We start from the raw sequence: 14042 nt of genomic DNA on the forward strand, positions 1-14042 counted from the left end.
CACATGCTCTCCACAATCCCGAGTGCGTTCGGGGCTGTCTATTCTGGCGCATCCGCGACCCGCCGACACTAATCAGTTGGCAAATTTCCCTGCCGTTCAGGCCCGCTCCCCTTCAACCATCCCAAGAAAAGTTTCCTGGGACAAATTGACACAGCCACTTCGAGGCTTTTAACCTAGCGCCTCGACATTGTAAATTGGTCTTACCAATTATCCAATGCCAGTGCCTGACCAACAACAATTAGGGGCCACCCCATATGCAAACCTGGCAACAGCTTTACAGTCCGCTTGGTAGTCTTGGCCTGTCCGCGCTCGCGGCAGTCATCCCGATCGTGTTCTTTTTCCTCGCGCTGGCGGTGTTCCGCCTCAAGGGTCACGTGGCTGGCAGCATCACGCTGGGCCTGTCGATCCTGGTGGCGATCTTTGCTTTCCAGATGCCTGCCGACATGGCCCTTGCCGCCGCCGGATACGGCTTTGCCTATGGCCTGTGGCCGATTGCCTGGATCATTGTCGCCGCAGTGTTCCTGTACAAGCTGACGGTCAAGAGCGGCCAATTCGAAGTGATCCGCAGCTCGGTGCTGTCGATTACCGACGACCAGCGCCTGCAGGTGCTGTTGATCGGTTTCTGCTTTGGCGCTTTCCTTGAAGGTGCGGCAGGCTTCGGCGCCCCGGTGGCGATCACCGCCGCCCTGCTCGTGGGCCTGGGCTTCAACCCGCTGTACGCCGCCGGCCTGTGCCTGATCGCCAACACCGCGCCTGTGGCCTTCGGCGCCCTGGGCATCCCGATCATCGTCGCCGGCCAGGTGACCGGTATCGATGCGTTCAAGATCGGCGCCATGACCGGCCGCCAGCTGCCCTTGCTGTCGCTGTTCGTACCGTTCTGGCTGGTGTTCATGATGGACGGCCTGCGCGGCGTCAAAGAGACCTGGCCAGCCGCCCTGGTGGCCGGCCTGAGCTTTGCCGTGACCCAGTACTTCACCTCGAACTTCATTGGCCCGGAACTGCCGGACATCACCTCGGCCCTGGCCAGCCTGATTTCCCTGACCCTGTTCCTCAAGGTCTGGCAGCCCAAGCGTTCGTTCGCCGCCGCCCCCGGCAGCGTTGGCGCCGCTGTGGTACAGAGCGGTGGCAGCCAGCCTTCGCCGTACAGCTTCGGCGAGATCTTCAAGGCCTGGTCGCCGTTCCTGATCCTCACCGTGCTGGTCACCATCTGGACCCTCAAGCCGTTCAAGGCCGCTTTCGCCGCCGGTGGTTCGATGTACAGCTGGGTATTCAACTTCGCCATCCCGCACCTTGACCAACTGGTGATCAAGACCGCACCGATCGTCGCCACCCCGACGGCGATCCCGGCGGTGTTCAAGCTCGACCCGATTTCTGCCACCGGTACCGCGATTTTCTTCTCGGCGCTGATCTCGATGCTGGTGCTGAAGATCAATTTCAAAACTGGTCTGACCACTTTGAAAGAGACCTTCTTCGAACTGCGCTGGCCGATCCTGTCGATCGGCATGGTCCTGGCCTTTGCCTTCGTCACCAACTACTCGGGCATGTCGTCGACCATGGCCCTGGTATTGGCCGGCACTGGCGCGGCGTTCCCGTTCTTCTCGCCGTTCCTCGGCTGGCTGGGCGTGTTCCTGACCGGTTCCGATACTTCGTCGAACGCCCTGTTCAGCTCGCTGCAGGCCACCACCGCGCACCAGATCGGGGTCAACGACACCCTGCTGGTGGCCGCCAATACCAGCGGCGGCGTGACCGGCAAAATGATTTCGCCGCAGTCGATCGCCGTGGCCTGCGCCGCTACCGGCCTGGTCGGCAAAGAGTCGGACCTGTTCCGCTTCACCCTCAAGCACAGCTTGTTCTTCGCCACTATCGTTGGCCTGATCACCTTGATCCAGGCTTATTGGCTGACCGGCATGCTGGTTCACTAAAGTGTCAGGGGCCGGGCGCGCGTTGTGGTGCGCCCGGCAGCTCCCCTTCACCCAACGCTGCGAGACCCCATGATCATTTCTGCCGCTACCGATTACCGCGCAGCAGCCCAACGCAAGCTGCCGCCATTCCTGTTCCACTACGCCGACGGCGGTGCCTACGCCGAGCACACGCTGCGCCACAACGTCGAAGACCTGGCCGGCATCGCCCTGCGCCAGCGCGTATTGAAGAACATGTCCGAGCTGAGCCTCGAGACCCAGCTGTTCAACGAAACCCTGAGCATGCCGGTGGCCCTGGCCCCGGTCGGCCTGACCGGCATGTACGCACGCCGCGGCGAAGTCCAGGCGGCGCGGGCGGCAGCGGCCAAAGGCATTCCGTTCACCCTGTCGACGGTGTCGGTGTGCCCGATCGAAGAAGTGGCGCCGGCCATTGACCGGCCGATGTGGTTCCAGCTCTATGTGCTCAAGGATCGCGGCTTCATGCGCAACGCCCTGGAGCGCGCCAAGGCCGCTGGCGTTACCACCCTGGTGTTCACCGTGGACATGCCGGTGCCCGGCGCCCGCTACCGCGATGCGCACTCCGGCATGAGCGGCCCGAACGCGCCGCTGCGCCGCGTCTGGCAGGCCATGACCCACCCGCAGTGGGCCGTGGATGTCGGCCTGCTGGGCAAACCCCATGACCTGGGCAACATCTCCGCCTACCGCGGCAGCCCCACGGGGCTGGCCGATTACATCGGCTGGCTGGGCGCCAATTTCGACCCGTCGATTTCCTGGAAAGACCTTGAGTGGATCCGCGAATTCTGGGAAGGCCCGATGGTGATCAAGGGCATCCTCGACCCTCAAGATGCCAAGGACGCCGTGAAGTTCGGCGCCGACGGCATCGTCGTCTCCAACCACGGCGGCCGCCAGCTCGATGGCGTGCTGTCGAGTGCCCGCGCCCTGCCGGCGATTGCCGACGCGGTCAAAGGCGATCTGAAGATTCTCGCCGACTCCGGCATCCGCAGCGGCCTGGACGTGGTGCGCATGATCGCCCTGGGTGCCGACACCGTGTTGATCGGCCGTGCATTCCTCTACGCCTTGGCCACCGCCGGTGAAGCCGGGGTGAAGAACCTGCTGGAGCTGTTCGAAAAAGAAATGCGCGTGGCCATGGTGCTGACAGGCGCCAAATCGATCAGCGAAATCACCCGCGACTCGCTGGTCCGCGAACTGGGTGCCTGATAGCCGCGCCTTCGAATCACCGCCTGATTGACCGGGGCACGCGGCGCACCAGACGCCACGGCCCCGCGAGGAGATTGCATGAGTCTGCCCGCCGCGTTTCTCGACTCGGTAGCACGCCTGATACCGGCCGAGCGCCGTTTCGACGATCCGCTGTCGACCCTGGCTTTCGGCACCGATGCCAGCTTCTACCGGCTGATTCCCAAGCTGGTGATACGGGTCGAATCCGAAGATGAAGTGGTCGCCCTGCTCAAGCTGGCCCAGCGCGAGCGCGTGCCGGTCACCTTCCGCGCCGCCGGCACCAGCCTGTCCGGCCAGGCCATCAGCGATTCGCTGCTGATCGTGCTCGGCGATAACTGGAACGGCCGCGAGATTCGTCACCAGGGCCAGCAGATCCGTCTGCAACCGGGCGTGATCGGCGCCCAGGCCAATGCCTGGCTAGCCCCGTTCGGGCGCAAGATCGGCCCGGACCCTGCCTCGATCAACGCCTGCAAGATTGGCGGTATCGTCGCCAACAATGCCAGCGGCATGTGCTGCGGCACCGCGCAGAACACCTATCACACCCTGGCCGGCATGCGCCTGGTGCTGGCCGACGGCACGCGCCTGGACAGCGAAGACCCGGCCAGCGTCGCCGCCTTCGAACAGAGCCACGCCGACCTGCTCGATGAGCTCGCGCGCCTGGCCCGGGACACCCGCGCCAACACTGAGCTTGCCGCCAGAATTCGCCACAAGTACCGCCTGAAGAACACCACCGGCCTGTCGCTCAATGCCCTGATCGACTATGACCAGCCGCTGGATATCCTCAGCCACCTGCTGGTCGGCTCCGAGGGCACCCTGGGCTTTATCAGTGCCGTGACCTACGACACGGTGATCGATCACCCGAACAAAGCCTCGGCACTGATCGTCTTCCCGGATGTAGAAACCTGCTGCAACGCCGTTACCGTACTCAAAAGCCAACCGGTATCGGCGGTGGAACTGCTCGACCGACGCAGCCTGCGCTCGGTGCAGGACAAGCCCGGGATGCCGGCCTTCGTCCAGCAACTGTCCGATGGCGCCTGCGCACTTTTGATCGAATCCCGCGCAGCAACCCAGGCGCTGCTGCACGAGCAACTGGCGCAGATCATGGCCTCGCTGGCCAGCTTCCCGGTGGAAAAGCAGGTCAACTTTACCGAAGACGCCAAGGAGAACGCCAAGCTCTGGGCCATCCGCAAGGACACCTTCCCGGCCGTTGGCGCGGTGCGCAAGACCGGCACCACGGTGATCATCGAAGACGTGACCTTCCCGGTCGAGCAACTGGCCATCGGCGTCAATCGCCTGATTGCGCTGTTCGACAAACATCACTATGACGAGGCGATCCTGTTCGGCCATGCCCTGGAAGGCAACCTGCACTTCGTCTTCACCCAGGGCTTCAACAGCGCCGAAGAGGTTGCGCGTTACCAGGCCTTCATGGACGACGTGGCGCAACTGGTGGCGGTCGAATTCGGTGGTTCGCTCAAGGCCGAACACGGCACCGGGCGCAACATGGCGCCCTTTGTCGAGCTGGAATGGGGCAGCGATGCCTACCAGTTGATGTGGCAGCTCAAGCGCCTGCTCGACCCCAATGGCATTCTCAACCCGGATGTAGTGCTCAGCGAAGACCCGCAGATTCACCTGAAGAACCTCAAGCCGCTACCGGCGGCTGACGAGATCGTCGACAAGTGCATCGAATGCGGCTTCTGCGAGCCGGTCTGCCCGTCCAAGGGGCTGACCCTGAGCCCGCGCCAGCGCATCGTCATGTGGCGCGATATCCAGGCGAAAAAACGCGCTGGCAGCGATACCCGCGAGCTGGAACGCAACTACCAGTACCAGGGCATCGACACCTGCGCCGCCACCGGCCTGTGCGCCCAACGCTGCCCGGTGGGTATCAATACCGGTGAGCTGGTGAAAAAGCTGCGCGGCCAGGCCGCCGGACACGTGAAGACTGCCGACTGGCTGGCTGACAATTTCCATACCGCCCTCAGTGGCGCGCGCCTTACCTTGCAAGCCGCCAACGGCGCCCGTCGCCTGCTTGGCGCGCCGCGCCTGAGTCGCCTGAGCGCCAGCCTCAGTAAGCTCAGCCACGGCCGAGTACCACAGTGGACGCCGGCCATGCCACAACCGCTAAAAGCGCTGCAGCTCAGCCCGGCCAGCAACGATGCGCGGCCCCGAGTCGTCTACCTGGCCGCCTGTGTTTCAAGGGTGATGGGTCCGGCGGCGGCGGATCGCGAGCAAACCTCGTTGCTGGACAAGACCCGCGCCCTGCTGGAGAAGGCCGGCTATCAAGTGGTATTCCCGGACAACCAGGACAACCTGTGCTGTGGCCAGCCGTTTGCTTCCAAGGGCTATGCCGAGCAGGCCGAGCACAAGCGCCAGGAGCTGATCAACGCCCTGCTGCACGCCAGCCGCGGCGGCCTTGACCCGATCTACTGCGATACCAGCCCGTGCACCTTGCGCCTGGTCCAGGATCTCGCCGAAACGCGCCTGGACCTGTATGACCCGGTGCGCTTCATCCGCACCCACCTGGTCGACAAGCTGGAGTTCACCCCCCAGGACGAACCGATCGCCGTACACGTGACCTGCAGCACCCAGCACCTGGGTGAAAGCCAGGCGCTGATCGACCTGGCGCGACGTTGCAGCAAGCAGGTGGTGATTCCCGAAGGCATCCATTGCTGCGGTTTTGCCGGTGACAAGGGCTTTACCACCCCGCAGCTCAATGCCCATTCGCTGCGCAGCCTCAAGGATGCGGTGCAGTACTGCAGCGAAGGCATCTCCACCAGCCGCACCTGCGAGATCGGCCTGTCGAACCATGGCGGGATCGATTATCACGGGCTGGTGTACCTGGTGGACCGGGTAACCCGGGCGCGGGCTATCTGAACCTTTGTGAGAGCGGAACAGTCCATCAAATTAGGCCCCCCTTTCCCGAGGCCTTCCCAGCCAAGGAGATTCACATGAAGCGTACTGCGATTTCCGGACTGTTCATTGCCGCCGCACTGCTTGCCTCCCCTGTGTTTGCGGAAGAAGACCTGTGCGCCCTAAACCTGCAGAAGATTGAAGATGCCACGGCCACCGCCGGTGCTACCTCCGAAGGTATGGACAATGCCGTGGCGGAGGATGTCAAGGACGCCAAGGCTGCCCAGGCAGCGGACAACACGAAAGACTGCATTGCTATTACCAGCAAGACTCTGGAGCGCCTGGAGAAAACCGAGAAAGGCAGCAACGGCCAATAACCCGTCTGCCGGGCGATGTCAGACCAGCAGTCGACGTCGCCCGACCGATGGCGTATACTGGACCTCGAGCGTTGAAAAACGCTTACAGCTAGAGCGCAACACATGGGGCCGATTAGGATTCGACGCCGGTAGTGAAACTCTAGGTGCATGCCGAGTTGGTAACAGAACTCGTAAATCCACTGTTGCAACTTTCTATAGTTGCCAATGACGAAAACTACGAGGGTTACGCTCTCGCTGCGTAAGCAGCCGAGCCCGCTCTCCTGGTAGCTTCGGCTCCAGCAATCACTAGGGGATGCCTGTAAACCCGAAGTGATTGTCATACAGAACAGGATCGCCGTGCAGTACGTTGTGGACGAAGCGGCTAAAACTTACACAACTCGTCCAAAGCACCCTGCCCGTCGGGCGGCTGCGGATTAACTCAATAGACACGGCTAAGCATGTAGTACCGACAGCGGATCACTGGCGGACGGGGGTTCAAATCCCCCCGGTTCCACCAAATACGCAAAACGAAAAAGGCATCTGGCGCTTGCGCCGATGCCTTTTTTGTTGCCCGCAGAACCCTGACTGAACCCGCCTGTCGGCCATCGACACGCTGCGGACAAAACCGTGCTCATCCTATTGGCGCAGCGGTCGATAAACACCTGGAAGGACCGCCCCGTCTCGTATCCTTGTCGACTCCGGGGGGCCGCAACCACCACAGAACAGGAGCAGGCATGAAAGTCTGTATGACCCACCGCGAGACCTTCTACCACGTTCTCAAGGCAGTGTTTGACGCCTGCAATAAAAAGCCGGTCATCGCCGAGCTTGGCGTCCTGCGCGGGCAAAATGCGCTGAACCTCTATAACGCCCTCAGCCCTGAACAGATGGTCTTGATCGACAGCTGGAGCCCCTCGGCCACCGAAGCCTACAGCCCGTTCGACCAGCTGCCACCTTGGGTTGACCCTGTAGATAGCTATGATTACTACTATGGCGGCTCGCTTTATGACATGGCCACCTGGGACAACCTGTATGAAGAATGCCAGGGCAAATTCGCCGACAAGCCCAACGTCACCCTCATTCGCGCCGAGACGATCGACGCCATTCCTGAGATCCAGCCAAGAACCGGTATCGAGAAATTCGACCTGATCTACATTGATGCCAACCATCAATACGAGTACATCCTGCGCGACATGATGTACTACCAGGACCTGCTGGCCGATGATGGCTTCATGCTTCTCAACGATTGCTGCCATAGCCTGCAAGGCACCAAGCAGAACCTGGGTGTACTGGAAGCCCTCAGCAGCTTCCTCAAGCGTTCCGACTTCGTGCCTGTGGCCGTGACCAACACTGACTGGTCGGATGTCATCCTGGTCAAAAAGAACTCGATGATGCTGCAACTTGTGGACATCGCCATCACCAACTCGGATATCCCGTTCGTCGAAATCCCGCATCAACTGATGTCCGCCGCCCGGGTTGTTTACGGCAAGCAGCGCACCAACATCAGCTTTGCCTGATCCGGCGTACTTCAAGGACGAAACCATTGCGCCCATTGATTATCCTGACCCTGCTCCTGCTGTGCGGGTCGCTGCAGGCCGCACCTAAGTGCGAGGACTTCCTCGGCACATTGGGCGCGTACCCCAAGGGCATCCAGTACCAGGGCTGCCATCAGGACATCGAAGGACAGACGGCGCCCTTGATCGCGACCTACAAGGTCAAGGGCACCGACGCAGCGGTGGCCGAGGCCCACCTGCAGCAAACCTATGGCATGGGCCGCCTGCAGTTTTTCTGCTGCATGTGGGACTCGCTGCGCCACTTCCACCGCGACCCACACAGCGGCATCACTTACCAAGTCCTCATGGCCTCCGAAGAGACGCTGGCCAACCAGCGCTCGCAGTGGGCACAGATCGAGTTCTTCTACATCACCGTCAGCGTCGATACCCTCGAGCCCTGAGCGGCCATCAGCCCTTGGCGTACTGCAGCAGCACCTCCAGCGGATGACGCAACTGGCGCTCAGCCATGCGCTTGACCTGGCTGCGGCAGGAATAACCGGTGGCCAATGCTTCCCCCGGTTTATCCAGCTTGCCGGCCCAGGATTGCTCGAAGATGGTCCGCGAGGTGTCCTGGTTGCGCGCTTCGTGGCCATAGGTACCCGACATGCCGCAGCAGCCGGTAGCCTCAGTAACGAGCTTCAGCCCCAGGCGGGCGAATACCTGTTCCCACTGACGGGTGCTGGCCGGCACGTTGGTTTTTTCGGTGCAGTGGGCCAGCAGGCGGAAGGTTTCGCTGGCGCCCGCAGCCTGTTCAGGCAGCACGTCGATCAACCATTCCTGCGGCAGCAGCACCTTCGGGCAATCGCTCAGGCCTTCGACCTTCTGGTATTCCTGGCGATACACAAGAGTCATGGCCGGATCGAGGCCGACCAGCGGCACGCCGCAATCGGCCAGGGCCTGGAGCTGGGTGGCGTTGCGAATCGCCGCTTTGCCAAAGGCTGCGAGGAAGCCCTGGACATGCAAGGGTTTGCCGTTGGCGCTGTAGGGCGCGAGGAACACCTTGTGACCCAGCCGATGGGCCAGTTCGATGAACGACGCCAGCAACGGTGTTTCGAAGTAGCGGGTGAAGGCATCCTGAACCAGTACGATGCTGCGCTCGCGCTGGGCCGGGGTCAGTTCGCGCAGCGCCGGCACGCTGGCTGCACGCACGTTGCAGCGGGTCAAGGTGTTCTGCAGGTTGTAGCGGCTGATCAGCGGGCTGTCGAGCATGCCGACATGGCGCTCAAGCAGGCGGCTGACCCACTTCGAACCCATCACCGCGTTGTACAAGCCTGGCGCATAAGCCATGTAAGGAATGCTGAACTCCAGCGAACCGATCAGGTAGTCACGCAGCGGACGCTGATAGCGGCCGTGGTACAGCTCCAGAAAGCGTGAACGAAACTCCGGCACGTTGACCTTGATCGGACACTGCCCCGCGCAGGATTTGCACGCCAGGCAGCCGGCCATGGCTTCGTAGACTTCGTGGGAAAAGTCAGCCTCGCCACGGGAGCGAGCCTGGTTGTTGCGCAGGCGCTTGGGCAGCTCCTTGAGCCAGGAGGTCTTGTTCTTTGCCGCCGCCAGCACATCGATGCTGGCCGCACCCTGCAGGCGCAACCATTCGCGGATCAGCGAGGCACGGCCCTTGGGCGAATGCTGGCGTTCGCGGGTGGCTTTCCACGATGGGCACATGGCGTCGTTGGGGTCGAAGTTGTAGCAGGCGCCGTTGCCGTTGCAGTGCACGGCGCTGCCAAAGCTCTGCCACACCCGCTCATCGATCTGCCGGTCAAAGTCGCCGCGCATCGGCGCTTCGTTGACCTTTATCAGGCCCTGTTCGCTGTCCGGCGGGGTGCAGATCTTGCCGGGGTTGAGCTGATTGTAGGGGTCGAAGGCGCCCTTGAGCGATTGCAGCGCCGGGTACAGGGCGCCGAAGAAATCCGGCACGTATTCCGAACGCAGGCCCTTGCCGTGCTCGCCCCAGAGCAGGCCGCCGTAGCGATGGGTCAGCGCCGCCACGGCATCGGAAATCGGCTTGACCAGCGCCGCCTGGGCCGGATCTTTCATGTCCAGCGCCGGGCGCACGTGGAGCACGCCGGCATCGACGTGGCCGAACATGCCGTAGGCCAGGCCGTAGCTGTCGAGCAAGGCACGGAAATCGGCAATGTAGTCGGCCAGTTGCTCGGGCGGTACGGCGGTGTCTTCCACGAATGGCTGCGGGCGCACTTCGCCTTCAACGTTGCCAAGCAGGCCCACCGAGCGCTTGCGCATGGTGTAGACGCGGGTCACCGCTTCGGCGCCTTCAGCCAGGGTGTGGCCCAGGCGCTCGACGCCAGTATCGGCCTGCAGGTGGGCGACGAAGGCTTGCACCCGCGCGTTCACTTCGGCCGGATCATCACCGCAGAACTCCACCAGGTTGATACCCAGGGTCGGGCGCTCGGCTTCGGCGGGAAAGTACTCGGCAACGCTGTGCCAGACGATGTCCTTCATCGCCAGCATCAGCACCTTGGAGTCCACCGTCTCGATCGACAGTGGCTTGTGCGCCATCAGCGCATTGGCATCGCGCAGGGCATCCATGAAGCTGCTGTAGCGTACGTTGACCAGCACGGCGTATTTCGGAATCGGCAGCACATTGAGCTTGGCCTCGACCAGGTAACCCAACGAGCCTTCGGCACCGCACAGCACGCTGTTGAGGTTGAAGCGGCCCTGCTCGTCGCGCAGGTGCGCGAGGTCGTAGCCGGTCAGGCAGCGGTTGAGCTTGGGGAAGATGGTCTCGATCAGTTCGGCCTGGGTTTCCTGAATCTGCCGGGCCATGCGGTACACCTCACCGCTGCGGCCTTCTTGTGCACAAGCCTGCTCCAGCGCCTGGTCATCAATCGGCAGGCTGTGCAGGCGCTCGCCGCCGAGCAGCACACTGTGCAGTTCGAGCACGTGGTCGCGGGTCTTGCCGTAGGTGCAACTGCCCTGGCCGCTGGCATCGGTGTTGATCATGCCGCCGACGGTGGCACGGTTGGAGGTCGACAGTTCCGGGGCGAAGAACAGCCCGTGGGGCTTGAGCGCTGCGTTGAGCTGGTCCTTGACCACCCCGGCCTGCACCCGCACCCAACGCTCCTCGACGTTGATCTCGAGAATGTTGTTCATGTGCCGCGACAGGTCGACGACGATGCCGTCGGTCAGCGACTGGCCGTTGGTGCCGGTGCCACCGCCGCGCGGGGTGAGCTTGATCTGGCGAAAGCGCGGTTCGGCCATCAGCGTAGCGACGCGGGCGACGTCCTCGGCATCCAGCGGGAACACCGCCGCTTGCGGCAGGCGCTGGTAGATCGAGTTGTCGGTGGCGAGCACCGTGCGGGTAGCGTAGTCGGCGCTGAACTGGCCACGGAAACCGCTGGCGCGCAGGGCGGCGAGAAACTCGGCATAGTCGCCAGCGGGGGCGCTGGTCGGCAGCTGGGCGATCATCAAAGGATGGCCTCTTTAATTTGGCTAATCACGGGAATATCGGAACACTTGCTGGCTGAGCATAATTAGGTCAGCCTCAAGACACTGATATGCCAATGATCCCGGAGCGCGACGCTGCGGACAACTGGATATTTCTGCCGCTATCGATGACTTTTACGAATGAATTACCGCCATCTCACACCGTCCATGTCATTGCTGCTGGCGTTCGAAGCCGCCGCCCGGCATGAAAGCTATACCCGCGCCGCCACCGAGCTGTCGCTGACCCAAAGCGCGGTGAGCCGCCAGGTGCAGGCGCTGGAGCAGCAACTGGGCCTGACCCTGTTCCGCCGCGAAGGCCGCCAGGTGCGCCTGACCGATGTCGGCCGGCTGTATCAACGGGAGATGAGCGAAGCCCTTGGGCGCATTCGCAGCGCCACCTTGCAGGCCATGGCCTATCAGTCCGGCGAAGGCAGCCTGCGCCTGGCCACCCTGCCGACCTTCGGCTCCAAGTGGCTACTGCCGCGCCTGCATGAATTCTACAAATTGCACCCGGGCATGCTGGTGCACATCAATTCGCGCATCGAAGCCATCGATTTCGAAACCAGCGGCATCGACGCCGCCATCGTCGTCGGCAATGCCGATGTGCCCGGGCTGGTCTGTCATCGCCTGCATGCCGAAGAGTTGCTGGTGATTCTGTCGCCGGAGACTGCCGCCAGCCAGGCCGACTGGTCGCCGCCGCGCCTGCCTGAGCAATTGCTGCTCAACGTGGCCAACAACCCCAACGCCTGGGGCGAGTGGTTTTCCCATCATGGCCTGGCGCACCGCAGCATGCGCCTGGGGCCAAGCTTCGAGCTGACCTCGCACCTGATCCAGGCGGTGCGCGCCGGCATCGGTATCGGCCTGGTGCCGCGCATCCTGGTGGCCGACGAGCTGGCCAGCGGGGAGCTGGTCAGCGTCGGCGCGCCGTTTGCCAGCCAGCGCAGCTATTACCTGATCTACCCGCCGCGCAACCAGTCGCTGCCGTCATTGGCGGCATTTCGCGGCTGGTTGCTGGGGCAGATCTGAGGCGCTGGCTCAGATGCTCAGGCAGATCTTGCCGAAGTGCTGGTTGCTTTCCTGGTAACGGAAGGCCTCGACGATCTGTTCCAGCTCGAAGGTCTTGTCGATCACCGGGCGCAGGCCATTGGCATCGATGGCGCGGACCATCGCCTGCTGCTGGGCGCGGCTGCCAACCAGCACACCCTGCAGGCGGATCTGCCGCACCAGCGCCTGGACCAGCGGCAGGTTGCCCGCCACGCCGGTAAGAATGCCGATCAACGACACATGCCCGCCGATACGCGCGGCGATCATCGACTGCTCCAGGGTCGCCGGGCCACCGACCTCGATCACGTGATCGACACCGCGGTTGGCGGTGAGCTGGCGTACTTTCTCGCCCCAGGCCGGGGTTTTGCGGTAGTTGATCAGGTGGTCGGCGCCCAGGGCCTTGAGGCGTTCGAGCTTGTCGTCGCTGGAGGACGTGGCGATCACCGTGGCGCCCGCCAGCTTGGCGAACTGCAGGGCGAAAATCGACACGCCACCGGTGCCTTGCACCAGCACGGTATCACCCGGCTTGAGCGAGTCGTCGGCCATCAGCGCACGCCAGGCAGTCAGGCCGGCGGTAGTCAGGGTCGCCGCTTGCGCGTGGCTGTAGCCCTTGGGTGCATGAGTAAAGGACGTCGCGCGAGCGGTGACCTGTTCGCGGGCGTAACCATCGATGCCGTCGCCCGGAACGCTGGCGAAACCTTCGACCAACGGTTGGCCGTCCAGCCAGTCCGGGAAGAACGTACTGACCACCGAATCACCGACAGCGAACTCGTTGACGCCAGTGCCCACTGCGGTCACCACGCCAGCGCCATCGGCCATGGGAATACGCGGCGCAGTCGGCCCCCACATGCCGCTGACCACGGCAAAGTCGTGATAGTTGAGCGAGTTGGCATGCAGGCGCACGCTGATTTCGCCGGCTTGCGGGGCGGCTGCCTCGCGGGTGCCTACCTGCACCTTGTCGTAACCACCGCCGGTCTGGACGATAATGGCCCTGCTGGTCATGGAAACCTCCTGAGTCGATTCGGCAAATAGCTGACCAGTCTTCGCCCGACCCTGCCCCAGGTCAAGCACGAGCGCTTGCATAGTGCGCCAGCAAACCACAATAATGCGACTAATTATCAATTACTCGATATTGCCCCGCCATGCCCGCTCCCGATCATGCTGCCCTGCACGCGCTCTACAGCGAACATAACGGTTGGTTGAAAAACTGGCTGCGTACCCGCCTGGGCAATGCCGCCGATGCCGCCGACCTTGCCCAGGACACCTTTATCCGGGTATTGAATGCACGCAATGCAGACACCATTCGCGAGCCGCGCAGCTACCTGGGCGCCATCGCCCATGCGCTGATGATCGACAAGTTTCGCCGCAAGGCGCTTGAACAGGCCTATCTGGACGAACTGGCGCTGCGCCCGGAGCGGGTCGCCGAATCACCGGAAAGCCGCTTGCTGATCCTCGAAACCCTGCTGGCGGTGGACCAGATGCTCGATGGCCTGGGCGAGCGCACGCGCTCTATCTTCCTGGCCGTGCAACTCGAAGGCCTGAGCTATGTGGCTACCGCCGAACGCCTGGGGATATCGGTGACCACGGTGAAAAAACACCTGATCCGCGCCATGACCCACTGCCTGCTGCTCACGGACGACTGA

10 protein-coding genes and 1 other RNA gene are annotated in these 14042 nt (G+C 62.9%); 9 read left to right on the plus strand and 2 right to left on the minus strand.

Annotated features, from left to right (window positions below):
- Nucleotides 1-254: 254 nt before the first annotated feature.
- From LOY37_RS23545 to LOY37_RS23575, 7 genes are all read left to right on the plus strand, one after another.
- Nucleotides 255-1922 (plus strand): lactate permease LctP family transporter, encoded by a 1668-nt coding sequence (locus LOY37_RS23545; protein WP_093379286.1) that lies wholly within the window; start codon nt 255-257, stop codon nt 1920-1922.
- 69 nt (nt 1923-1991) lie between these two features.
- Nucleotides 1992-3137 (plus strand): FMN-dependent L-lactate dehydrogenase LldD, encoded by a 1146-nt coding sequence (gene lldD, locus LOY37_RS23550; protein ID WP_045199765.1) that lies wholly within the window; start codon nt 1992-1994, stop codon nt 3135-3137.
- A 78-nt stretch (nt 3138-3215) separates the two neighbouring features.
- Nucleotides 3216-6026, plus strand: coding sequence for an FAD-binding and (Fe-S)-binding domain-containing protein (locus LOY37_RS23555; protein ID WP_258715840.1), 2811 nt, complete (start codon nt 3216-3218; stop codon nt 6024-6026).
- A gap of 74 nt (nt 6027-6100) precedes the next feature.
- Nucleotides 6101-6379: a hypothetical protein gene (locus tag LOY37_RS23560; protein WP_258715841.1), complete on the plus strand. Its 279-nt coding sequence runs from the start codon at nt 6101-6103 to the stop codon at nt 6377-6379.
- 104 nt (nt 6380-6483) lie between these two features.
- Nucleotides 6484-6875: a transfer-messenger RNA gene (gene ssrA / locus LOY37_RS23565) on the plus strand.
- Nucleotides 6876-7092: 217 nt separating this feature from the next.
- Complete coding sequence (locus LOY37_RS23570; protein WP_045199772.1) at nt 7093-7872, plus strand: class I SAM-dependent methyltransferase; 780 nt, start codon at nt 7093-7095, stop codon at nt 7870-7872.
- 26 nt (nt 7873-7898) lie between these two features.
- Nucleotides 7899-8309: a DUF4952 domain-containing protein gene (locus LOY37_RS23575; protein WP_258715842.1), complete on the plus strand. Its 411-nt coding sequence runs from the start codon at nt 7899-7901 to the stop codon at nt 8307-8309.
- Nucleotides 8310-8316: 7 nt separating this feature from the next.
- On the opposite strand, the gene LOY37_RS23580 is transcribed toward LOY37_RS23575, so the two are convergent.
- Complete coding sequence (locus LOY37_RS23580; RefSeq protein ID WP_258715843.1) at nt 8317-11337, minus strand: FAD-binding and (Fe-S)-binding domain-containing protein; 3021 nt, start codon at nt 11335-11337, stop codon at nt 8317-8319.
- Nucleotides 11338-11496: 159 nt separating this feature from the next.
- Between LOY37_RS23580 and LOY37_RS23585 the strand changes: the two genes are divergently transcribed.
- Nucleotides 11497-12381 carry a LysR substrate-binding domain-containing protein gene (locus LOY37_RS23585; RefSeq protein ID WP_195885075.1) on the plus strand — a complete coding sequence of 295 codons (885 nt, stop codon included), beginning with the start codon at nt 11497-11499 and terminating at the stop codon, nt 12379-12381.
- A 9-nt stretch (nt 12382-12390) separates the two neighbouring features.
- Here the strand turns inward: LOY37_RS23585 and LOY37_RS23590 are convergent, their stop codons facing one another.
- Nucleotides 12391-13401 carry an NAD(P)-dependent alcohol dehydrogenase gene (locus tag LOY37_RS23590; RefSeq protein ID WP_045199781.1) on the minus strand — a complete coding sequence of 337 codons (1011 nt, stop codon included), beginning with the start codon at nt 13399-13401 and terminating at the stop codon, nt 12391-12393.
- Between the two features lie 140 nt (nt 13402-13541).
- Here LOY37_RS23590 and LOY37_RS23595 point away from each other — a divergent pair, with 140 nt between their 5' ends.
- Nucleotides 13542-14042 carry a sigma-70 family RNA polymerase sigma factor gene (locus LOY37_RS23595; RefSeq protein ID WP_045199783.1) on the plus strand — a complete coding sequence of 167 codons (501 nt, stop codon included), beginning with the start codon at nt 13542-13544 and terminating at the stop codon, nt 14040-14042.

The organism is Pseudomonas sp. B21-012 (assembly GCF_024749305.1).
GTDB lineage: Bacteria > Pseudomonadota > Gammaproteobacteria > Pseudomonadales > Pseudomonadaceae > Aquipseudomonas.

Coding starts and splice junctions, on each gene's coding strand:
- lldD (WP_045199765.1), top strand. CDS start 1,992: ATGATCATTTCTGCCGCTACCGATTACCGCGCAGCAGCCCAACGCAAG.
- LOY37_RS23560 (WP_258715841.1), top strand. CDS start 6,101: ATGAAGCGTACTGCGATTTCCGGACTGTTCATTGCCGCCGCACTGCTT.
- LOY37_RS23585 (WP_195885075.1), top strand. CDS start 11,497: ATGAATTACCGCCATCTCACACCGTCCATGTCATTGCTGCTGGCGTTC.
- LOY37_RS23580 (WP_258715843.1), bottom strand. CDS start 11,337: ATGATCGCCCAGCTGCCGACCAGCGCCCCCGCTGGCGACTATGCCGAG.
- LOY37_RS23595 (WP_045199783.1), top strand. CDS start 13,542: ATGCCCGCTCCCGATCATGCTGCCCTGCACGCGCTCTACAGCGAACAT.
- LOY37_RS23570 (WP_045199772.1), top strand. CDS start 7,093: ATGAAAGTCTGTATGACCCACCGCGAGACCTTCTACCACGTTCTCAAG.
- LOY37_RS23590 (WP_045199781.1), bottom strand. CDS start 13,401: ATGACCAGCAGGGCCATTATCGTCCAGACCGGCGGTGGTTACGACAAG.
- LOY37_RS23545 (WP_093379286.1), top strand. CDS start 255: ATGCAAACCTGGCAACAGCTTTACAGTCCGCTTGGTAGTCTTGGCCTG.
- LOY37_RS23555 (WP_258715840.1), top strand. CDS start 3,216: ATGAGTCTGCCCGCCGCGTTTCTCGACTCGGTAGCACGCCTGATACCG.